General features: G+C 71.1%; 16 protein-coding genes. 9 read left to right on the top strand and 7 right to left on the bottom strand.

Translation table 11 applies throughout. The features are described from left to right. Nucleotides 1–2 precede the first annotated feature (2 nt). Nucleotides 3–1,028 carry a 2,3-diaminopropionate biosynthesis protein SbnA gene (sbnA, locus tag ACZ60T_RS13525; RefSeq protein ID WP_252426793.1) on the top strand — a complete coding sequence of 342 codons (1,026 nt, stop codon included), beginning with the start codon at nt 3–5 and terminating at the stop codon, nt 1,026–1,028. 29 nt (nt 1,029–1,057) lie between these two features. On the opposite strand, the gene ACZ60T_RS13520 is transcribed toward sbnA, so the two are convergent. After that, nucleotides 1,058–1,774, bottom strand: coding sequence for a TetR/AcrR family transcriptional regulator (locus ACZ60T_RS13520; protein ID WP_469665975.1), 717 nt, complete (start codon nt 1,772–1,774; stop codon nt 1,058–1,060). A gap of 95 nt (nt 1,775–1,869) precedes the next feature. Between ACZ60T_RS13520 and ACZ60T_RS13515 the strand changes: the two genes are divergently transcribed. Beyond that, nucleotides 1,870–3,555 carry a CocE/NonD family hydrolase gene (locus tag ACZ60T_RS13515; protein WP_469665974.1) on the top strand — a complete coding sequence of 562 codons (1,686 nt, stop codon included), beginning with the start codon at nt 1,870–1,872 and terminating at the stop codon, nt 3,553–3,555. Between the two features lie 79 nt (nt 3,556–3,634). Beyond that, nucleotides 3,635–3,997: a DUF488 domain-containing protein gene (locus ACZ60T_RS13510; protein ID WP_469665973.1), complete on the top strand. Its 363-nt coding sequence runs from the start codon at nt 3,635–3,637 to the stop codon at nt 3,995–3,997. Nucleotides 3,998–3,999: 2 nt separating this feature from the next. Here the strand turns inward: ACZ60T_RS13510 and ACZ60T_RS13505 are convergent, their stop codons facing one another. From ACZ60T_RS13505 to ACZ60T_RS13490, 4 genes are all read right to left on the bottom strand, one after another. Further along, on the bottom strand, nt 4,000–8,889 hold the full coding sequence (locus ACZ60T_RS13505) for a DNA repair ATPase (protein ID WP_469665972.1): 4,890 nt from the start codon (nt 8,887–8,889) through the stop codon (nt 4,000–4,002). Between the two features lie 74 nt (nt 8,890–8,963). Next, a complete protein-coding gene (locus tag ACZ60T_RS13500; protein ID WP_365627058.1) occupies nt 8,964–10,997 on the bottom strand; it encodes a flotillin family protein in 2,034 nt (677 codons plus the stop codon). Between the two features lie 74 nt (nt 10,998–11,071). After that, complete coding sequence (locus tag ACZ60T_RS13495) at nt 11,072–11,572, bottom strand: hypothetical protein (protein WP_469665971.1); 501 nt, start codon at nt 11,570–11,572, stop codon at nt 11,072–11,074. Nucleotides 11,573–12,218: 646 nt separating this feature from the next. Beyond that, a complete protein-coding gene (locus ACZ60T_RS13490; protein WP_365627053.1) occupies nt 12,219–12,857 on the bottom strand; it encodes a hypothetical protein in 639 nt (212 codons plus the stop codon). Nucleotides 12,858–13,258: 401 nt separating this feature from the next. Here ACZ60T_RS13490 and ACZ60T_RS13485 point away from each other — a divergent pair, with 401 nt between their 5' ends. The 3 genes from ACZ60T_RS13485 (at nt 13,259) to ACZ60T_RS13475 (ending at nt 16,568) form a co-directional block, all read left to right on the top strand. Then, on the top strand, nt 13,259–13,903 hold the full coding sequence (locus ACZ60T_RS13485) for a hypothetical protein (RefSeq protein ID WP_469665970.1): 645 nt from the start codon (nt 13,259–13,261) through the stop codon (nt 13,901–13,903). Nucleotides 13,904–14,088: 185 nt separating this feature from the next. Beyond that, nucleotides 14,089–15,303, top strand: a complete 1,215-nt coding sequence (locus ACZ60T_RS13480) for a hypothetical protein (RefSeq protein WP_469666087.1) — start codon at nt 14,089–14,091, stop codon at nt 15,301–15,303. 71 nt (nt 15,304–15,374) lie between these two features. Beyond that, nucleotides 15,375–16,568 carry a PP2C family protein-serine/threonine phosphatase gene (locus tag ACZ60T_RS13475; RefSeq protein WP_469665969.1) on the top strand — a complete coding sequence of 398 codons (1,194 nt, stop codon included), beginning with the start codon at nt 15,375–15,377 and terminating at the stop codon, nt 16,566–16,568. 22 nt (nt 16,569–16,590) lie between these two features. On the opposite strand, the gene hemC is transcribed toward ACZ60T_RS13475, so the two are convergent. Next, on the bottom strand, nt 16,591–17,526 hold the full coding sequence (hemC, locus tag ACZ60T_RS13470; protein WP_365627044.1) for a hydroxymethylbilane synthase: 936 nt from the start codon (nt 17,524–17,526) through the stop codon (nt 16,591–16,593). A gap of 235 nt (nt 17,527–17,761) precedes the next feature. Here hemC and ACZ60T_RS13465 point away from each other — a divergent pair, with 235 nt between their 5' ends. The 3 genes from ACZ60T_RS13465 (at nt 17,762) to ACZ60T_RS13455 (ending at nt 20,306) form a co-directional block, all read left to right on the top strand. Next, nucleotides 17,762–18,664 carry a DMT family transporter gene (locus ACZ60T_RS13465; protein WP_469665968.1) on the top strand — a complete coding sequence of 301 codons (903 nt, stop codon included), beginning with the start codon at nt 17,762–17,764 and terminating at the stop codon, nt 18,662–18,664. A 131-nt stretch (nt 18,665–18,795) separates the two neighbouring features. Further along, nucleotides 18,796–19,005 (top strand): hypothetical protein, encoded by a 210-nt coding sequence (locus ACZ60T_RS13460; protein WP_252426806.1) that lies wholly within the window; start codon nt 18,796–18,798, stop codon nt 19,003–19,005. A gap of 143 nt (nt 19,006–19,148) precedes the next feature. Then, nucleotides 19,149–20,306: a hypothetical protein gene (locus ACZ60T_RS13455; RefSeq protein WP_469665967.1), complete on the top strand. Its 1,158-nt coding sequence runs from the start codon at nt 19,149–19,151 to the stop codon at nt 20,304–20,306. A 28-nt stretch (nt 20,307–20,334) separates the two neighbouring features. Here ACZ60T_RS13455 and ACZ60T_RS13450 read toward each other — a convergent pair whose 3' ends face one another. After that, nucleotides 20,335–20,868 carry a hypothetical protein gene (locus tag ACZ60T_RS13450; RefSeq protein WP_469665965.1) on the bottom strand — a complete coding sequence of 178 codons (534 nt, stop codon included), beginning with the start codon at nt 20,866–20,868 and terminating at the stop codon, nt 20,335–20,337. Between the last annotated feature and the right edge of the window lie 128 nt (nt 20,869–20,996).

The raw sequence follows: 20,996 nt of genomic DNA, 5'->3' as shown, positions 1-20,996 counted from the left end.
TCGTGCCCGTCATTTCCGCCCCTCATGCCTTCAACGAAGGCCGGCTCTTCGTCGACCTCCAGTCGATCTTCGGACGCTCCCTCTACTTGAAATGCGAGGGCTTCAATTTCGCCGGCTCCATCAAGTTGAAAGCGGCGGCCGAGATGGTGGAGACCGCCGAGCGGGACGGGGTCCTGAAGCCGGATTCGATCCTGGTCGAGTCCTCGTCCGGCAACCTCGGCGTGGCGCTCAGCATGATCGCCGCGAGCAAGGGCTACCGGTTCCTGTGCGTGACGGACTCCCGGTGCAATCTGTCGACGCGGCTGCTGATGGAGGCGCTGGGCAGCGAGGTGCACATCCTCTCCGACCTGGACGCCAACGGCGGCTTCCTCGGCGCGCGGATCGACTACGTCCGGGGGCTGTGCGCCTCCGACGAGCGATATGTGTGGCTCAGCCAGTACACCAACCCGGGCAACTGGCGGGCGCACTACCGCAAGACGGCACCGGAGATCGCGCGCGAGTTCCCGCGCCTGGACGTGCTGTTCATCGGCGCGGGCACCACCGGCACCCTGATGGGCTGCGCGCGCTACTTCCGGGAGCGGCACCGGCCGGTGCAGATCATCGCGGTGGACAGCGTGGGTTCGGTGGCCTTCGGCGGCAAGCCCGGCCGCCGGATGATCCCGGGCCTGGGCATGAGCATGCGTCCACCGCTGCTCGACGAGTCCTTCGTGGACGAGGTGATATGGGTCGAGGAGGCGGACACGATCCGCGCCTGCCACCGGCTGGCCCGGCGCGGGTTCCTGTTCGGCGGGTCCACGGGGACGGTGGTCAGCGGGGCGATGGACTGGCTGACCCGGCATGACACCCGGGGCCTGACCGCGGTGGCCATCGCCCCGGACCTCGGCGAGCGCTATCTCGACACCATCTACCAGGCCAACTGGCTCCAGGACCTGTACGGCGACCACGTCTTCGACGCCGCGGAGGTGCCCGCCGCGTCCCGGGTGATCAAGCCCGTACCCCGGGCACCCGGCCGACGGCCCAAGCCCTAGGGCACGCCACGACGCGGCGATCCTCGTGCTCAGTCGCTGTCGAGGCCGTCGATCAGGCGGTTGAGGAACCGGGTGAAGGTGTCCTCGGGGCCGAGGGGACGTCCGGGGGCCGCCAGGGCTTCGGCGAGTTCGGGGTGCTCGCCGTCCGCCGCCGCGGCCGCGAGGTAGCGGGCCTCGGCTGCGGCGCGGTCGGGCGAGCGTGACACCGTGGCCTGGGCGATCTCGTAGGAGACATGCCCGGCCACGAACGCGGTGAGCTGGGCGAAGATCTCCAGCTTCGCGGCACCGTCGAGTCCGGTGGGCCGCAGGGCCGCGAGCGCGTGTTCCAGGAACGCCAGGGTGTGGGGTCCGGGGGTGCGGCGCGTGGTCAGGGCGGCGGGCAGCCAGGGGTGGCACAGCATCAGGGCGCGCTGGAGGCGGGCGACGGCCTTGAGGTCGGCGCGCCAGTCGCCGGTGGAGGGGAGCGTGGTCGGCAGTTCGCCGCTGACGTGGTCGACCATCAGCTCCAGCAGTGCCTCCTTGTCGGGGGCGTAGCTGTAGAGCGACATGACACCGGCGCCGACCTGGGCGGCGACCTTCCGCATGGTGACCGCGTCGAGCCCCTCCGCGTCGGCGAGGGCGACGGCCGCCGCCGTGATCGTCGCGCGGTCGTAGGCGGGCCGACGTCCCCTGCGGGGCTGATCGGACGTCAGCCAGAGCTGCTGAGGGTCGACGCCTGTGGCCCCGGCCCCTCGGTCCCCGGACATGGCCTCGGCTCCTTCCTTGCTCACGGAAGCCCTTGCATCCGCCATCCAACCATCCCGTATTCTCGTACATCGTACGTGAATTGAGGAGGGGAACGATGTCTTCACCCACGCACGCTCCTGCGCCGAGGTCCGCCTGGGCACCGCCGTCCGGGAAGCCGCCGCTGTCCGCGCGGATGATGCGGGCGACCTGGCGCGGGCTCCCGGACAGGCGGTACAACGTCGGCTGGGAGCCGGGCCTGGTCGTACCGGCCGACGACGGCAGCCTGTTGCTCACGGACCACTACTTCCCGCGCGCCGAGGGCGACTTCCCCACCCTGCTGGTGCGCTCGCCCTACGGCCGGGGCTTCCCGTGGTCCCCCATGTACGGCCTGCTCTTCGCCGAACAGGGCTTCCACGTGGTCCTCCAGAGCTGCCGCGGCACGGGCGGCTCGGGCGGTGCGTTCGATCTGTGGCGCAACGAGGCCGCCGACGGGCAGGCCACGGTGCGTTGGCTGCGTGAGCGGCCCTGGTTCGACGGACGGCTCGGCACCGTCGGCGCCAGCTACCTGGGCTATGTGCAGTGGGGCCTCGCCCTGGATCCGCCGCCCGAGTTGAAGGCCATGGTGATGCAGGTGGGGCTGCACGATCCCTACGCCCTCTTCTACGAACACGGAGTGCTCCGCCTGGAGACCGCACTCGCCGACGGCGTGGGCATCACCTACCAGCATCAGGGGATGGCGGCCTTCCTGAAGGCGTCCCTGCGCCTGCGACGCCGTCTGCGGCACATCACCACCGCAAGGCCGCTGCGCCGTGCGTACGTGCCCGCGCTCGGGGAAGTGCCCTGGCTGGACGAAGTGATGACACACCCGGACGCCGCGGACCCGTACTGGAGCGGCGCGTCGTCGGCGGCGGTCGCGGAGCGGCTGGCGGTGCCGACCGCTCTGCTCACCGGGTGGCACGACGCGCTGGTCGACCAGAGCTTCGAGCAGTACGCACGCCTGCGGCGGGCCGGATGCGAGACCGCCCTGCTCGTCGGCCCCTGGACCCACACCTCCGCGCTGCAGAAGGGATGGCCCGAGGTGTTCGCCGAGAGCCTCGCCTGGCTGCGCGCGCACCTGTGCGACGACCCCTCCGGTCTGCGCCCCACGCGCGTACGTGTGCACAGAGGCGACGGCTGGCGGGACCTCGACGACTGGCCGTCGGCACCGGCCACCACCGCGTGGTGGCCGACCCAGGACGGCCACCTCACCCGGCACGGCCCCACGGACTCCGGCCCCGTGGCGTCGTTCCGCTACGACCCGGCCGACCCGACGCCGTCCGTCGGTGGGCCCCTGCTCTCCGGCACCGCCGGTGCTCGGGACAACAGGGCGCTGGAGGCCCGGGACGACGTGCTGACGTTCACCAGCGCCCCGCTGACCGAGCCCGTGGACCTCCTGGGCCCGGTCTCCGCGCGGCTCAGCGTCGCCACGGACACCGGCCACGCGCATGTCTTCGCCCGCCTGTGCGACGTGGACGCGCAAGGCCGCTCGGTCAACATCTGCGACGGGCTGACCCCGCTCCGGACGCCGGGCCAGGAGCCCACGCGGGTCACGGTGCCCATGAGCCGCACCGCCCACCGCTTCGCCGCCGGTCACCGCATCCGCTGGCAGCTCAGCGGCGGCGCCCATCCCCGCTATGCCCGCAGCCCCGGCACCGGGGAGTCCCCGGTGGACGCGACCGCCTTCACCCCGGTACGGATCACGCTCCACGCGGACTCGGCGCTGCTGCTCGCGCACCGTTCAGATGGGGGTACTCGGCCATAGGAAGGTGCCCGCTTCGCCGCGGGGCCGGTCGTCCACCGGCTCCCCGGCGGGGCGGCCGATCGATGCGGAGGGCCGTGTCATGTCCACTCAGGTCGCTTGTCGCAGGGTGTACGAGGAGACCTCACCGAAGGACGGCAAGCGTGTGCTGGTCGACCGGGTCTGGCCACGGGGAATGCGCAAGGAGGACGCGCATCTGGACGAGTGGCTACGGGACGTGGCGCCCTCCACCGAGCTGCGCCACTGGTACGGCCATGAGCCGTCCCGGTTCACCGAGTTCCGCCGCCGCTACCTCGCGGAGCTGCGCGATGCCGGCCACCGCGAGGCGGCCGGACATCTGCGCGAACTGGCGTCCAGAAACAGGCTCACGCTCCTCACCGCCACGAAGGACGTGGACCACAGCCAGGCCGCCGTCCTCGCGGAGTGGCTGGGCGAGAAGCACTGACCTCATCGGTCGGGGTTGCTGAGCAGGTGACGCGGGTCGGCCGCGTTCCTGATGGCCGACTCGACGGCCGCGACACGGTCCGCGAGCAGACCGAGCGCCGCGACGGCCCGCGTGAGCGGGTCGCTCTCCGGCCCGCCGAGGGACTGGGAGCGGACGTACCCGGCCTTCACCTCGGCCCAGCGCACGGCCTCCTCGGCGGTGAGCGCGCCCCGTAGCTCGGCCAGCTTCAGGAGGTTGGCCTCGGCCGAGGAGGTGAGGGTCTGGGCCTCCGCCCGGTAGTGGTCCTCGATGACGGCCGCGCGTTCCGCGTCGTTCATGACCGGCTGCACCCGCTGAGCGATCTTGTTCATGTTGCGGTACGAACCCTGCAACTGGAACGGCGGCTCCGCGCGGGACGCGTCGGCCTGGGCGGCCGAGGCGATGTACGCGCTGTTGACCGCCAGGACGGTCTCGCGCAGCGCGAGCAGATGCCGCAGGACGGCGAGGATCTGCTCCAACTCCGCGGGGGCGTACGGGTGGACGAGCCGGTCGACCCCGGCCGCGGGGTCCCCGGCGGCCAGCCGGACGAGCAGATCCAGGTCCGCGCGGTCGCGGCCCGCGAGAGGGGCGAGCACCGGGTTCGCGGTGAGCGCGTTCTCCAGGAAGCTGAGCGCGAAGACGTCCTCCTTGCCGCTCAGGACATCACCGAGGTTCCAGACGTCGGCGCGGTTGGCGAGCATGTCGGGCACCCTGAAGCGGCTGCCGGACTCGGTGTAGGGGTTGCCCGCCATACAGACCGCGAACCGCTTGCCCCGCAGGTCGAAGGTGCGCGGCTCGCCGTCCCACACGCCCTCGACGCGGCGGGTGGTGTCGCACAGCGGGATGAACTTCTGGAGCAGCTCGGGCGAGGTGTGCTGGATGTCGTCCAGATACAGCAGGGTGTTGTTCCCGGCCGCCAGCGCGAAGTTGATCTTCTCGATCTCCTGGCGGGCGGTGGCGTTCGGGGCGTCGGCCGGGTCGAGCGAGGTGACGGCGTGGCCCAGCGCCGGACCGCTGACCTTGACGAGCATGAGGCCGAGGCGGTCGGCGACGTACTCCATGAGGGTCGTCTTGCCGTAGCCCGGCGGGGAGATGAGCAGCAGCAGGCCGCCGGTGTCGGTGCGCCGTGAATCGCCCGCGGTGCCGAGCTGTTTGGCGAGGTTGTCGCCGATCAGCGGCAGATACACCTCGTCGATGAGGCGGTTGCGGACGAACGCGGGCATGGTGCGCGGGCGGTGGTCGTCCAGCCGCAGCCGGGAGCGTTCGGCGGTCACCAGCTCGGCGCGGCGGCGCTGGAAGGCGCGGAACGCGGGCACGTCCCGCTCCCTGAACGCCGCCGTCCGGGCAAGGAACTCGTCGATTCTCACCGGCAGTTGACGGCTGGTGATGCGCGGGTGGGTGCCGAGCAGTCCCTCGGCGGTGGCCGTCAGCGGCGCGTCCGACTCGTAGCGGGTCAGGTCGGGGCACAGCTCGGCGGCCACCGCCTCGTCCAGGTCCCCGGCGGTGAGTTCCGTGCCGGTGGCGGAGGCGTACGAGGACAGCCAGGCCTCGGCCAGTTGACGCCGTGCGGCGAGGTCACCGAGCGCGGCGAGGTCCTCGTCGTAGGCCGAAACCCCCACGGTGTGGCGGAACTTGTCGAGCAGGGTGTGCGTGGCGGCGCTGAGGACGAAGCCGTCGGGGCCGCTCGTCAGCTCCTCGAAGAGGTAGGCGGCTGCCGCGCCCGCGCTCCCGTGCTCCCCGGCCCAAGTGCTGATCGTGTCGGCGAGTTCGGCCCGCAGGTCGGCCAGGGCTGCCGTCGGGCCGAAGGTCCGCTCGGCGCGGGCGAGGGACACCGCGCGCCGTGTCCAGTGCTGGCGCTCCTCGGCCGTGGTGCCGTGCGCCCAGAACAGGTGGGCGGCGGCGCGGGCGGCGGGCTCGTGGCGCAACGGCCCGGCCGCTTCGTACAGGGAGAGCAGCGCGCCGAGGATGACGGTGGCGTCGTGGTCATGGATACCGCGTTCGTAGCCTTCGTCGTACGCCTCTTCCGCCGCCTTGCGTACGAGGGCGGGCAGGTCGTCTGCCTGGGCGAGGGCCGCCGGGCCGTGGGCGTCGAGGAGTCGGGCGGCGAGGTGCTCGGCGCGGTACACCTCCGGTGACTCGGAGGGCAGTTGGCGGTCCCGGAGACGGTCGTCCGCGGCGTCCGGGTCGGTGACGGGTGAGCGGTAGTCGGTGCCGGTCAGGGCGAAAGCGAGGCCGTCGCCGTGCGGGACCAGAGTGAGGTCGAGGGGCTGGGTGTTGACGGCGAAGCGGTGGCTGCCGAAGCGGACGGTCCGGCCGCCGTCGGCGTACAGGTCGGTGCGGTCGCGCAGGGCGCGGGCGGCCTCCTGGCGCGCGGCCTTGAGGCGGCCCGCCAGCTCCTCGGCCCGCACGCTGTCGCCGAGCGCGTGCAACTCGTCCGCGGTGGTGCGGACTTTGGCGACCATGGGGTCGGAGGCGAAGTAGGTGTTGACCGCGTCGGTGTCGGCGAGCGTGGCGCAGCGGCGGGCGATGGTCTCCAACACCCGGGTGGCGGAGGCCGCGAGCTGTTCCGCGCGGCGGGCGCGGGCGTCGGCGAGACCCTGCTTGCGGGCGGTGAAGGCCTCGTAGACCTCGCCGCGCTTGTCGGCGAGCGTGCCGAGGAAGTCGCCGAACTCCGCGAAGCGGGACTCCAGATCCTCCACCCGTACGAGGACACGCGCGAGGTGTTCGTCGCAGGCCTCGGGGGTGTCGGACGCGGCCAGCGCGCCCGTGACGGCCTGGCCCAGCAGGGCGAACTCGGCGGCGAACTCGGCGCGTCCCTCGTTCTCCATGAGGTCGCGGCGGCGGGCGTCGAGGGTGGCGCGGGCGCGGTTGACGCCGCCCATCACCTCGGCGATGCGTTCCAGGATGGAGGTGCGGACGGTGGCGTCGCCGATGGTGAGACCGGCGACCACCTCGGTCACCGTGTCGAGCCCGTCGGCGAGTTGGTCCAGGCGGGCCACGAGGGGCGCCGCCTCGGCGACGGTGGCGATCGACTCGGCGTCGGTGACGAGCCGTTCGATGTCCTCGTGGTGACGGGTGAAGGCGTCCGGGCGGGCGAGGAAGGTGACGGCGCGCTGCCCGAAGGCGGCGAGGTCCGTCTCGATACCGGCGGCCAGTTCGTCGATGCGCGCGGTGTCCGCGTACCGCATCTCCCTGATCGTCAGCAAGTGGCCCTGCGCATGGCGCAGTTCGGTCAGCCCGTTCACCCAGGCGGCGGCGTCGCGCGGGGCCTCGCCGCGCAGTCGGCGTACCACTGCGGCGACGGCGCCCGCGGCTTCTTCGAGGGCGTCGGCGGCCTGCCGGGTCAGCGTCTGTACGGTCTCGAACTCGGCCAGTACCTGCCGGGCAGTGGCGTGGACGTCGTCCAACGGACTCCGCAGGTCGCCGAGTTCGTCCTCGCCGAGCCAGTGGTGAGTGTCGGCGGCGCGGACACACGCGGCGGCCAGGGCCTTGTACACCTCGGTCGTCGGGGTGGTCTCGGCGACGGCGCGGGTGATGGACAGGCAGTCGGCGATACCGCGGACGAGGTCGGCGTTGCCGACGCGGGCGAGCGGTCCGCTGCCGGTGGGGGCGGTGGCGGCGTAGGTGTCGGAGACGTAGGGGGAGGTCCACAGTTGGACGGGGTGGACCCGGGCGGGTTCGTCGCTCTCGACGCGCAGCACGGTGAGTGTGCCGTCGTCGAACAGGGACCAGCCGTGGCAGGACAGCGGGGCGTCGATCTCCTTGCGGATCACGTTGTAGGGCAGGAGCAGGCTGTTGCCGCCCGCCCGCGCGCGGAACGCGAAGAGGACGTCCTCACCGTTGGGTGAGCGCACCTCGCGCTGGAACTCCAGGTCCGCCGTGTCGAGTTCGTAGGTCTTGCAGGTGCCGGTGGACAGGCAGTAGCCGCCCGCGAAGACGATTCCCTGGTCCTCGGGCAGCCGTCGGCAGGCCTGTCCGATGCCGTCGAGGCGGACCACGGACCGGGTGAGGGTGTTGAACACCAGGTACCGGTGGGCGTCCTCCTTGTAGGGGCGGACGCGCAGCAGGATGAGGGCGCCCACGCGCGCATGGGCGATGTCCGCGTCGGCGAGCGACTGGAGCGGTTCGTCGACGGGCTCGGCGTAGATCCCCTCCCCCGTCTCGGTGTCGTCCTCCACCTTGACGGTCAGCGCGCCGCCGACCGTGGTGACGAACACCTCGCCCTGGACGGCGACATGCGGGTGGCGGCCCAGTACGTGTTCCTCGCGGGTCGCCTCGGTCCAGGTGAAGTCGTAGGGCGGCGGGAAGACATGGTCGCGGTCCCCGCGCGCGTCGAGGAAGGACGCCTGTCCGTCGTCGGTCAGTGCCCAGCGCAGGACGCGGATGTCCTCGGCCTTCGCGCCGGTCTGGAAGACGGCGAGCAGCTTGCCGTCGAGGCGGCGCAGCCGAAGGAGGCGGGCCTGCCGGTAGTAGCGGTGCAGGGCCGTGAACTCCCGTACGAAGGCGGGGTCGTCCAGCAGGCCGGGTACGGCGCTCGCGGGCAGCCGGTTCAACTCGCGGTCGTGCAGGGCGAAGACGTCGTCCACGGCCTTCTCGGCTGTCACACCGGACGAGGTGTTGTACCCGAACAGGAGGGTGTCACCGACGGCCGCGATGTCGCCGGGCACGCCCGGGTGTTCGGTGCGCAGCCGCTCGGTGCCGGCGAGTTCGAGACGCGTCGAGCCGAACTCCTCGGTGCGGCGGGCGTCGAGCGCCTGGACGCGGCGCGCCAGTTCGGCGGCCTGCGCGGCGAGGCGGTCGCGCAACACCTCGTAGGTGCCGGTGTCGAGCATGTCGTGGGCCTCGCGGGTACCGGTGTCCTGGCCGGTTGTCATGGGATCCCTCTCAGGAAGTCAGGAGTGACGGTCCGGAGCTGCCCCCCGTGTGGCAGCTCCGGACCGTCGACCGGTCAGCTCTTCGCGCTGCCGTTCAGCGCTGCGAGCGAAGTGTCCGCGAGTCCCAACTCGCCTGCCTTCTCCAGCAGTTGCTGAAGCTGCCCGGTGTTCGTACCGCCCGTCTTCATGAGCTTCATGAGCAGGGCGGACACGGTCAGGTGCTGGAGGTCGGCCGAGGAGACCGAGCCGAGGATCCGGGTGAGGTCGTCGGTGAAGGACGACGTGCCGTCCAGCCACGGCCCGGCGAGCTTGCGCGCGGTGTCGGAGTGCTCGACGACGGCGTCGACACCCTTGCCGAGCGCGATCGAGGACATGAGCCGGTCGAAGAAGACGGACTCCCCGCCGACGATGTCGATGTCGGCGTTCTCCAGACCGGTGGCGAGCACCGTGGCCTGCGCCTCGGCGACCTGCCGCTGGACGTCGAGACCGGCGAGCCGGATCTCCTTCTCGGCCTCCAGCCGCAGCCGGTACTCCTCGTGCCCGCGCGACGCCTCGTCGAGCGCGGCCATCGCCGCGGCCTTCTCGGTGAGTCCGGCCGCCTCGGCCTTGAGCTTCTCACCGATGGCCAGCGCCTCGGCCAGCGCCTTGGCCTGCGAGCCTTCCGCCTCGGCGCGCATCCGGGCCTCGGTGGCCACGGCCTCGGCGCGGCCCGCCTTCTCGATGACCTCGGCCTCCTTGTCGCGGACCTGCGCGGCCGCGAGCCCCTCGGCCGCCGCCTCCGCCTGAAGGCCCTCGGCCAGCCGCAGCTTGGCCTTGGCTTCGAGGTCGGCGGACTTCAACCGGGCCTCGGCCAGGGTGAGTTCCTCGGCCGCGCGGTGGGTGGCGGCCTGCTCGGCGGCCTCGGCGGCCTTGATGCCCTTGACCAGGTTCTCCTGCGCCTCGGCCTCCGCGGCGATGATCACGGCCTGGCGCTCGCGCTCCGCCTCCTCCACGGCGCGCAGCTTCTTGATGGACTCCTCCTGCTCGGCGACCGTACGGTCCACCGCGACCCGCTCGCGGATGACCTCGGCGATCTCGCGCTTCTCCGCCTCGACCTCCTTCTCGGCGGAGATCCGCGTCAGTTGCGTCTCCCGGTCACGCGCGATGACCTCGAGCAGCCGGTCCTTCTCGATGCGCTCGTTCTCGACGGCGATGACCCGCTCGCGGTTCTTCGCGGCGACGGCGACCTCACGGGCCTGGTTCTCCCGCTGGACACCGAGCTGTTCCTCGGTGCGCAGGAAGGCGCTCTGCGCGCGCAGCCGCTCCTCCTCCACGACCCGCGCGGTCTCGGCCTCCTCCCGCGCCCGGACGGTCTCGATCTCGCGCCGCTGCTTGATCTCGGCGTCGGTCTGACGGCGTTCCAGCTCCAGGATGGCCTCGCGGGCGTCGACGTTCTGCCGGGCGATCTCCTTCTCCTCGGTGCGCTGGGCCTCGTTGGTGCGCACGTGCTCGGTGGCCGTCAGTTCGGTGATCTTGCGGATGCCCTGCGCGTCCAGGACGTTGGCCGGGTCGAGCTGCTTCAGCGGCGTCTGCTCCAGGTAGTCGATCGCCGCGTCCTCGAGGTGGTAGCCGTTGAGGTCGACACCGATGACCTCGATGATCCGGTACCGCAGCTCCTCGCGCTTGGTGTACAGGTCGGTGAAGTCCAGTTGCTTGCCGACGGTCTTCAGCGCCTCGGAGAACTTCGCGTGGAACAGCTCCTGAAGGGTTTCCTTGTCGCTGGCCCGTGCCGTACCCACGGCCTGGGCGACCTTGATGACGTCTTCAACGGTCTTGTTGACCCGGACGAAGAACGAGATCCGTATGTCCGCGCGGATGTTGTCGCGGCAGATCAGCCCGTCGCGTCCGGTGCGCGTGATCTCGATGGCCTTCACCGAGATGTCCATCACCTCGGCCTTGTGGAGCACCGGCAGCACGACCTGACCGGTGAAGGTCACATCGACCTTCCGCGTCTTGGAGACGATCAGCGCCTTGCCCTGCTCCACCTTGCGGAACAAGCGGGAGAAGACGAGCAGCACGACGAGGACGGCAAGCAGACAGACGGCGGCGAGTACGCCGATGGCTTCCATGACATAGGTCCTTGAGGCGTAGAGAGATGACGGAGCGTGAAGCGGGTGGGATCCGGGATCCCCGAGGCGGTGGCTCAGGCGACGCGATCGCGTGCCCGCAGCGGCCGTTGGGCCGTGGAGTACGAGAAGTATCGAACGGGTCCGCCGGTCCCGGCAGGAACATTCGGTGAACAAGTACCGTCGCCGCCGGTTCCCGCGGCGGGCCGGGACGGTTCGTCAGGGAAGAGGCGATGCAGTGACCGTACGAGCAGCCGGGTCGGCAGCCAGGCCAGGAGCAGCGCGCCGGGCGGTGCCAGCAGGCGCAGTACTCCGGTGACCGTGCCCGGCAGCGCACAGGCGGCCAGCAGCACGGCCGCGCCGACGGCGAGGAACCAGGCGAACACCGTCACCAGGGTGAGCGCGACCATCACCGGCACCCCGCCAAGACCCCAGGCCTTGAGGTCCGCGTCCGCGTCGAAGCTGTCCGAGGTCGTGGCCCCCACCGCGACCAGCAGCCAGAAGCACGCGATCACGACCAGGGCGGCGGTGAACAGCAGTGCGGGCAAACCTGTGGCGGCCTCCAGGAACGTCCGCATGTCATGGCCCCCTCTACCTCACGCATATCCAGGACGACGCACGGCCGGGCTCCCCGGTTCCGGTGTCGGGCTCCTGCCGGTGTCCGGCACCGGAACCATCCGCCGTGCTCCCCGCGCACTATGCTGCCCGGCCCGCGGGCCTCGGCGCATTGCCGGTTCCCGGCAATCTTCATGAGGTTCTGTATGCCGGTGGACCACCAAGTCCTCGTCATCCGCACCTCAGAAGCCCCGGACGGCATGACGGAACGGAAGGTCCCGGAAACGTTCCGGGCAACCGGTCCTGACCGGCGCTCAGGTCATGGCACGAATCGGCTCCGCGTACTCCTCGGCCGAGGCATCCTCCCCGCGCCCTTGGCCCTGGAGTGTCCGGCAGGGGTCTAAGGGCTGTCCCGTAATCCCTGGCGGGCGCGCGACGACAGCTACGGCACCTCGCCGCGTTGTCGGAACGCCCGCATACATCCAGTATGCGGACGCTCCTCCGCCTTGCGATGCACCGCATCTGACGCCGCGCGCTGATCCACCAGGGATTACGGGACAGCCCTTAGCGTGGGCGCCGTGCGTCCCTTCGCAGGACGCACGGCGAGGACCCCGGCCCGATTCCGGCGGGCCGGGGTCCTCGTTCTCCTCACTCACAAGGGTGACGGGATCAGTCCCTGTCGAAGTCGTCGCCCTTGTCGCCGTGGTGGTGGCGCTTGATCACGCGGAAGCTGCCCACCACACCGTGCTTGACCTTCACGCCACCTCTGACGTGACGCGGGAACAGCCCGTCCGACTGGCTCCAGGGGCCGACGACAGCGATGGGGGCACCGTTGTCGCAGGTGGCACCACTGAAGACCTCGACGGTGCGGTGGCTGTCGTTGCGGACGTTGAGGCTCTTGGAGCCGAGCCCGCTGACCACGGTGATGCAGCCGTCCGGGATCGCCGGGTAGTCCCGCTCGTTGATGTGGATACGGCCGATGTGGAAGCGCTTGTGCTCGTGCTCCCGGCCTCCACCTCCGCCTCCGTGGCCTCCTTCGTTGCCCTTGCCTTCGTAACCACGGTCGTTGTCGTCGTCGCCCCGGCCGTTGTCCCGGCCGTTGTCGCCCCGACCGTTGTTGCCACCGCTGCCCTCGAGGGCGGCCTCGGGGGCGGGGGCTGCGGCGGGAGCGGGGATGGGAGCGGCCTGCTGGGCGATCGGAGCCGTATTGGCCGGCTCGGAAGCCGCGGAAGCGTAGGTGATACCGGTGGCCACGAGGGCCGCACCGGCCGCAAGCGCGGCAGTAACAGCGGTGGAACGCGTTGCCATGTCACTTCTCCTGTCTCAGACACGTCGGCTGTGAGCCGATGCGAGATTGAACGTACATACGCGCGCAATCTCTGTCATGTCAGACATACGGAAAATATGAGGAACACTACGTTTGGAGTAATGGTGGCTGACATCGCGTCAGTCCCGGTTGGGCCGACCGTGAGTCATGAGGCATCAGGACGCGCTTGCGCAGGGAAGTTCCGCTTGGGCAAAGGACATCACTCGAGCGGCACAGGAGAGTGCACTCGTCCGTACTATCTCTAGGGCCTGTTGCGTGGTGCGTCATAGACGGGGAACGTCACGCGCGCGCGGGTCGGGCACGCACATGAGCCCGGCACTCCACACACCCATAACGACGGACACCCATCACCACGGCCACACGACCAAGGAAGGCCCACACCATGTCCGAGACCGGGACTGTCGCCACCGAGCTGACATCGCAGTACACCGCCCAGGTGTCGAGCGACCTCGAACGCAACGTCAAGGAGCAGGAACGTATCAGCGCGGAGATCGGCTCCCTGCAACAGCAACTGACCGCTCTCCAGCAGGACCACGCCCTGCTGGTGACCATGCAGAAGGCACTCGGTATCGCGCCGGCTCCCGCCGAGCCCACCGACGCCGTGGTGCCCGCTCCCCGGAAGAAGGACGCCACCGCGTCGGGTACGGACAAGCGGACCCGGGAACGGAAGGCCACCAAGAAGACCACCACGAAGGCCACGGACAAGCCCGCGCGCAAGGCCACCGCCACGAAGCCCGCGCGCAAGGCCGCCACGTCGACGCCCGCACAGCCCACCCTCGTCGAACTCGTCCGCCGTCATCTCACCGAACAGAGCGAACCCCGCTCGGCGGCGGAGGTCGCCACCGCGCTCGGCCAGGCTCACCCCGACCGCGGCGTCAAGACCACGGTCGTCCGGACCACGCTGGAGGGCCTCGTCGCCAAGAACCAGGCCCAGCGCAGCAAGCAGGGCACCTCGGTCTTCTACACCTCCCCCGACACGGCACCGCGGAAGGCACCGGAGGCGGAGGTGGCACAGCCCGCCAACTGACCGGCATGTGCGCCGAGTTGACGATGGTGCTCCCACGCGATGCCCTGGCCCTGTCCGCCCGATCGCGGCGGTGAGAGAACCTTCCCTCCCGTTAGGTCATCTCATGGAGAGGGGCCATGGCATCCGCGGAGGAGCCGCGGGCGCGAAAGCCGAAAGGAAGACGTGTGCCGGCCATCAGTCATCGGATGCACCTGGTGCTGCTCGCCGCCTGGACAGTGCTCTGGTTCATCGTGGTCGAGCCACACGGTGGGTTCTCCTGGCACTATCTGCGCACCGGCGGCGAGCTGATCTACGCGGGCGCCTCCGGCCGCGACGACGGCGGACTCAATCTCTACGCCCACCACCCCGAACTCCAGATGGGACCCATCAGCTTCCTGGTCGCGGGGCTGTTCAACCCCTTCCCCGAGGCCGTCGGGCAGGTGCTGGCCGCCGCGCTGATGTCCGCGCTCGGGCCGGTGATCCTGGTCCTGGCCGGGCGCAGCGCCGCCTCGTACTTCCTGGGCACCGGGACCAACCACCAACGGCTGCGCCGACGTGTGCTGATCGCGGGCCTCGCCTTCATCCCCATGTGGATCGAGGTGGCGGTCCGCTTCGGGCATCTCGACGACGTCCTGGCCCTCTTCTTCACGGCCCTGGCCGTACGCTCCCTCACCCTCGGCAACGCGGCCTCGACCGGTGTGTTCCTGGCCCTGGCGGTGGACTCCAAGCCGACCGCGCTGGCCTTCCTGCCGCTGCTCCTCGCACTGCCGAGACACCAGTGGCCACGCGCGGGCCTGTGGTGCGCGGGGCTGGTCGCGCTCGCCTGGCTGCCGTTCTTCGTCGGCGCTCCGCACTCGTTCGCCGCGACCCAGTTCACCATCCCCAACCAACCCGCGTCCGCGCTGCGCTGGCTCGGCGTCGGGGACCCCCGGACCCCCTCCTGGGACCGTCCCGCACAGGCGGCGCTGGGACTGACACTCGGCTGCCTGGCCGTGTGGCGCGGACGGCTGGCGGCGGTCGTCCTGCTCGGGGCCAACGCGCGCATCCTCCTGGACCCCAGCGTCTACACGTACTACACGGCCTCGGTCCTGCTGGGCACCCTGCTGTGGGACGTGATCGGGCAGCAGCGCCTGGTCCCGTGGTGGAGCTGGATCGGGCTGCTCACCCTGTACGGCAGTGTCTTCGTCGTCCCCGACGACTCGACGCGCGGCCTGCTGCGGCTGGGCTTCGTGCTCGTCTCCACCGCGTACGTACTGTTCTGGCCGGTACGCGAGCGCCGTGAGCGGCACTCCAGAGGGCGGGCACGATGGCCGCTCATGCCCGCGGCGCGGCAGGGCGGGACGGACGAACGGCAGGTGTACGAGGGAGCCGTCCCGGCGCGAGGTCATGGCACGGGACAGGGCGGCTTCGACCACCGCTGACGCACACGGCGCACGCGGACACCGGACGTACACGGTGGCCGCTCGACCGGGGGCGAGGCAGGGTGGAAGGCATGGGTTTGCGGCACAGTCTCGCCGATATGCGGGAGCCATGGCAGCGGAGCCACGCCCTGCTGCTGCTCCCCCTCGCGCTCATCGTGGCGACGACGATCGTGGACATCCACTCCCCCGCCGATGTGCATCTGGGCCCCACTCTGATCATCGCGCCCGCCCTCACGCCGTCGTTCGCGGGCCCGCGGCTGACCGCGCTCGTCGGGGCGCTGGCCGTGGGGGGACAGTTCGTGGTCGCCGAAGCACACGGCGGGCTGTACACCACGAACCACATCGTGCAGATCATCACCCTCACCGTGCTCTCCGCGCTGATCGTCCTCTACTGCGCCGTCCGGGACCGCTACCACGCGCAACTGGCCCAGGTCCGCTCGGTGGCCGAGGCCGCGCAGCGGGTGCTGCTGTGGCCACTGCCCGAACAGATCGGTCCCCTCAAGATCGCCAGCCTGTACATGGCCGCCGAGGACGAGGCGCAGATCGGCGGCGACCTTTACGCGACCACGCGTACCGACGGCGAGGTGCGCGTGATGATCGGCGACGTACGCGGCAAGGGCCTCTCCGCCGTCGGTGAGGCCGCCCTGTTGCTCGGCGCGTTCCGCGAGATCGGCTACCGGCACGGCTCCCTGCCGGAACTGGCCGCCGCCCTGGAGAAGAGCGTCAGCCGCTATCTGGACGACTTCGAGCCGCCCGAGGAGATCGGTGAACGCTTCGCCACCGCCTTGCTGGTGGAGATCCCGTACGCGGCTCCGCTCACCCGCGTGACCAGTTGCGGGCATCCGCCGCCGCTGCTGCTCAGCCCTGGTCATGTGGTCACCGTTCCGGAGCTGCGCCCCGCTCCTCCGATGGGGATCGGGGCGACGGGCCCGGAGAGCTACGACCTGGACGTGTTCTCCTTCCACCCCGGCGAGACCCTCCTGCTCTACACCGACGGGGTCATCGAGGCCCGCGACGCCGACGGCCGCTTCTACCCCCTCGCCGAACGCGTCGCGCAGTGGACCGAGGCCGCCCCCGCGGCGCTCGTCCACCACATCCGGCGCGACCTTCTCGCCCACACCGGTGGCCGCCTCGACGACGACGCCGCGCTCGTCGCGCTCCGGCGTGTCCCGAGCACCCAGGCAGGCCGCCAGCACGGGCTGGTCCTCCATGCCGACCGTTCCCCTCAGGAGCCCGAGCCCGCGGCCGGGGAGCGGGAGAACTGAGCGCTGCGGGACGCCAGGCGCGTCAGTGCGCGATGGAGTCGATCAGGGCGCGGGCACCCTGGCGCAGCAGCGCGACGGCGACCGACGTGCCCAGCGTCTCGGCGTCCAGCGGGCCCGCCCACTCGTGGGCGTTGAGCATGGTCTTGCCGTCGGGGGTGAACACGGCCGCCCGCAGGGACAGGTCGCTCTGGCGTTCGGCGCGGGCATACCCGGCGATGGGCGAGTTGCAGTGGCCCTGGAGGACATGGAGCAGCATGCGCTCGGCGGCGGCCTCGCGGTGGGTGCCGGGGTGCCCGAGGTCGCTGACGCTGTCGATGACCGCCGTGTCGTCCTGACGGCACTGCAACGCGAGGATGCCCGCGCCGATCGGCGGCATCATCGTCTCCAGGGACAGCACCTCGCTGATGACGTCCGTACGGCCGATGCGTTCCAGCCCGGACCGGGCCAGCAGCAGAGCGTCCGCCTCACCGGCCGCGAGCTTGTCCAGGCGCCGGTTGGCGTTGCCGCGCATCGGCACGCACGTCAGATGCGGGTGACTGGCGGCGAGCTGGGCGGTGCGCCGGACCGAGGACGTGCCGATCCGGGTACCGGGCGGGAGTTCGTCGAGGGTGAGCCCGCCGGGGTGGACCAGGGCGTCGCGCAGGTCGTCGCGCCGCAGGACGGCGGCGAACACCGTACCGACGGGGAGCGGCCGGTCGGCGGGCACGTCCTTGAGGCAGTGCACGGCCAGATCCGCGTCACCCGCCAGCAGCGCGGCGTCGACCTCCTTGGTGAACGCGCCCTTGCCCTCCACCTGGGAGAGGCTGCCCATCCAGCGGTCGCCGGTCGTCTTCACGGGGACGACCTCGGTACGGATGTGCGGGTGGCGTGCGGCCAGTTCACCGCGTACGCGCTCCACCTGGGCGAGGGCCATGGGGGAGTCTCGGGAGACGATACGGATCAGCTCGGGGCCGGACATGCCGCTCACCATAGACCCGCCGCCGTCCCGTACGGGAGCACTCGTCGCCGGGAGAAGCCCGCCTGTCGTGTGGGCGGGTACCGCCCGCTGGTGACCGGACCTGCGCGAAGGCGTGCTCGCGCCGCAGGGGCGGGGACCGCAGCCGTCAACCTCGTGCCCGCATCGGCACACTCACGGTGTATTGACGCGTCCCGGTCGGGGCGCCGTGGTCGCCGTCACGGGGCATCCTGGAGTGGTGATCGAGCTTGCCGCGCTGTTCGCCGTCACGGGGGCCGCGAGCAACGCGATGGGTACCGCGTTCCAACGCAAGGCGGCCTCCACGCTCGCGCGCGGTGGCGGCCTGCGGATGCTGCTCGCCCTGGCCCACCGCCCCGTCTGGCTGATCGGTGTCGGCGGGGTCGTCGGCGCCGCGCTGTTCCAGGCGCTCGCCCTGGTGAACGGGCCCATGGCGCTGGTGCAGCCGCTGTTCGTCCTGGAACTGCCCTTCGCCCTGCTCATCGCCGCGCGGCTGATGCGCCGCCGGTTGCCGGGCTCCGGCTGGTGGGCGATCGTCGCGGTGGTCACCGGGCTCGCCCTGGTGCTGGGCTCCGCCGCGCCCTCCGGGGCGGAGGACCAGGCGTCCATGGTGCGGTGGTTCCCGGTTCTGGTGGGGTGCCTGGGTGCCATGGTCGCGGCGGTCGTCCTGACCCGCCCCGGACGCCCGCCGCTGTTCCGCGCCGCCGTGCTGGGGTCGGCCGCGGCGGTCGGCAACGCCCTCACCGCCGCGCTGCTGAAGTCCGCCACGGGTACGTTCGCCGACCACGGGCTGCGGGCCTTCCTCACGTCCTGGCAGACCTACGGGTTCGCGCTGACCGGTGTCAGCGCCGTCCTGCTCCTGGAGAACGCCCTCCAGGCGGGCCCCCTGACCGCGTCCCAGCCCGCACTGACCGTCGGCGACGCCACGGTGAGCCTGGTCCTGGGCGTGATGCTGTTCGAGGAGCACATCCGCACCGGGTGGTGGCTGCTCCCGGAGGCGCTGGGCGTGGCCCTGGTCGTAGGCGGCGTCCTGAAGCTGAGCCACGTGGTGGCGGCCACGCAGGCCCCCGAGCCCTCCCCCGAGGACAGCCTGCGCCACCCCACACCACCGGTGACGTCATGACCGCGCCCGGTGGCTCGGCGCGGCCTTGTGTCGCACACGTCCGCGGGGGCCGCCTCGCTTCCGGATGCGGGCGGCTGCGACTCGTTGAAAGGTGAGGGGGAGACTGCGGATCGACTCGCGGAGGAGACATCATGTCGACGTCACAGCCTGACGAAGCGTCCCGTCGTCTGTCCGACGACCGTGCCACGCCGGACGACCTCCTGCACGCGGCCCCGTCGGAGGCCTCGCCGGAGGATCTGGTCCTCGCCTCGGGCAAGGACATCACGCCCAGCACCCTGGCGTGGGCCAAGCGCAAGCTCGCGGCCGAAGGACAGGCGGCGTTCGACAAGCTGGCACCCTGAGCGAAGCTGACACTCTGCGGACTGACACCCTGGGCGTTCGGATCCCGAGCCACCGGGCCCCGGGGAGACCTCGTTTACCGTCCTTTGACGTGCTCGGACCATACTGGGAGGGCGACCTCGTCCCCGTCCCCCAGAGTGCCTCCATGACCAAGTCCTCCCCTGCCCACCCGACGGCTCCCGACACCGTGTGGCTGGCGCGTGGGCGCCACCTCGGCACGGGTGCCGAGGACGCGGTCCGACAGCGCCTGCGCGAGCTGAAGAGCAGCGAGGTCATCCAGGATCATCTCGAGTTCGAGGGGCCGGGCGAGCACACCGGGCGCGCCTTCGAGGCCCGCTGGCTGGTCGCCGACGACATCGTCGTACGGGCGCGGCTGAACCTCGGCGCCTACGAGGACAGGAGCGGCGCGCAGGAGTGGGCGCTCGTGGCGGAGGCGGACCGGCGCTGGGACGTCGACTGGCTCTCGCCCGCCACCGTGTTCTGGCCCGAGGACGCCGAGGTGCCCTGGGACCACGACACGCTCCCCGGGCTCCGCTTCCGAGAGATCAACCCGCTGCCCACGGACGACCGGGCGCTGCGGCGGCTGCTGCGGGACTGCGCGCGCCGGTCGTGGAGCGTGCATGTGATCGTGCATGAGGCGATGACCACCGATGAGCTGGGGCGCCGCCCGCTGGCCCCGCTGCTGCCGCCGAGCCTGCGCCATCGCATAGTGGAGCACCGCGCCGCTCCCGACCAGTTCCAGGTGGTCAACTGGGCGCTGTACGACCTGGGGGCGCGGGTGCCGCGCGGTGGCGCCGTCGTGCTCCCGGCGGCGCCCGCCGACCCCGGTGTCGGGGACGACGCCTTCTCCGTACGCTCGGTGTTCCTCGACGGTTCGCGGCCCACGGAGCTCATCGACACCGTGCGGCGCTACGCCGAGTCGCCCCGCCCGCTGCCCGAGGGGGCCGAGGAGGCGCTGGCCGAGCTGCGCGAGCAGTGGCATCTGACGACGCTGGAGGAGGAGCTGGCCCAGGCCCGCGGTCAGGTCGCCGCCTACGAGGAGGCGCTTGAGGCCATGACGAAGTCGCGCGATCTGTACAAGGAGGCGGCCGAGCTGGCCCATCAGGCGCTGGCGGACTACCGGGAGTCCGGGGCCCAGCCGGCCACGCGCCGCGAGCCGCGCAAGCGGGAGGGCTTCTCCTTCCGCAACCTCACCAAGCCCCTGGAGCGCATACGCGACAACGCCAAGCTGCTCCGCGCACCGGGCGGCGACGCCCCCGTGTCCGGCGACACGAAGCCAGGGCCGGAAGATCCGGGGCGCTGAGCAGGAAGTACGGGAGAAGGACGGGCGCTCAGCCGCGTCCGCGTTCCGTCTGCTCGCGCAGGAAGACGCCGATCTGTCCGGCCAGGTGCTCGGCCACTCCGTCGGCTCGGGCGCCGCCCGTGCCGGGCAGGCCGTAGGTCGCGGTCATGTCGCCGGACCACAGATACCGCTCGGCCCAATCGTCGTCCGCCTTCACCTGCACCTGAATATCGATGAGGTGCAGACATGATTCCGGGGCGGCGGCGTACAGCACCGCCGTGGCGCGGCGCAGCGGATAGAGATCGAAGCCCTCGATGAATTGCGAGTTGCGCCAGTCGAGAAATGCGCTCTCGCCGTCGGAACCCGTGCGGACATCAACCTGACCGTCTTCGAGATGGATGCCCACGGCGTTCACCATGCGGTTTTCCACCGTCACCCGGAAGCGGAAATAGATCAACCCCTCCGCGGCGTCGTCGCGCCCGTGCGGCGGCTCCACCCTTTCCAGGCCGTGCACGCGGACACGCAGACCGGCATGCGCGTCCGCGCATTCCTGCCAGTCACCGATCACATGGGGCTCGCGCACACTCCACCTCCGCTTCGCGTCTGATTCCTATCCGTGCGCGCGACAAAGTGTCAAATACGCAGAACGTTCCGTGAACAGAGTTTTGCCTTGCTTGATCATTGATCAAGCCGTGCGCAGCCACGATCCTT

The sequence above is a fragment of the Streptomyces sp. NPDC104371 genome (assembly GCF_055583785.1).
Note: the sequence above shows the minus strand (reverse complement) of the source record. Positions and strands in the feature narration are given on the sequence as shown.

What these genes read in the sequence shown, in the direction of transcription:
- ACZ60T_RS13520 (WP_469665975.1), bottom strand. Translation starts at nt 1,774, where the DNA reads ATGTCCGGGGACCGAGGGGCCGGGGCCACAGGCGTCGACCCTCAGCAG.
- ACZ60T_RS13515 (WP_469665974.1), top strand. Translation starts at nt 1,870, where the DNA reads ATGTCTTCACCCACGCACGCTCCTGCGCCGAGGTCCGCCTGGGCACCG.
- ACZ60T_RS13510 (WP_469665973.1), top strand. Translation starts at nt 3,635, where the DNA reads ATGTCCACTCAGGTCGCTTGTCGCAGGGTGTACGAGGAGACCTCACCG.
- ACZ60T_RS13505 (WP_469665972.1), bottom strand. Translation starts at nt 8,889, where the DNA reads ATGACAACCGGCCAGGACACCGGTACCCGCGAGGCCCACGACATGCTC.
- ACZ60T_RS13500 (WP_365627058.1), bottom strand. Translation starts at nt 10,997, where the DNA reads ATGGAAGCCATCGGCGTACTCGCCGCCGTCTGTCTGCTTGCCGTCCTC.
- ACZ60T_RS13495 (WP_469665971.1), bottom strand. Translation starts at nt 11,572, where the DNA reads ATGCGGACGTTCCTGGAGGCCGCCACAGGTTTGCCCGCACTGCTGTTC.
- ACZ60T_RS13490 (WP_365627053.1), bottom strand. Translation starts at nt 12,857, where the DNA reads ATGGCAACGCGTTCCACCGCTGTTACTGCCGCGCTTGCGGCCGGTGCG.
- ACZ60T_RS13485 (WP_469665970.1), top strand. Translation starts at nt 13,259, where the DNA reads ATGTCCGAGACCGGGACTGTCGCCACCGAGCTGACATCGCAGTACACC.
- ACZ60T_RS13480 (WP_469666087.1), top strand. Translation starts at nt 14,089, where the DNA reads ATGCACCTGGTGCTGCTCGCCGCCTGGACAGTGCTCTGGTTCATCGTG.
- ACZ60T_RS13475 (WP_469665969.1), top strand. Translation starts at nt 15,375, where the DNA reads ATGGGTTTGCGGCACAGTCTCGCCGATATGCGGGAGCCATGGCAGCGG.
- hemC (WP_365627044.1), bottom strand. Translation starts at nt 17,526, where the DNA reads ATGTCCGGCCCCGAGCTGATCCGTATCGTCTCCCGAGACTCCCCCATG.
- ACZ60T_RS13460 (WP_252426806.1), top strand. Translation starts at nt 18,796, where the DNA reads ATGTCGACGTCACAGCCTGACGAAGCGTCCCGTCGTCTGTCCGACGAC.
- ACZ60T_RS13455 (WP_469665967.1), top strand. Translation starts at nt 19,149, where the DNA reads ATGACCAAGTCCTCCCCTGCCCACCCGACGGCTCCCGACACCGTGTGG.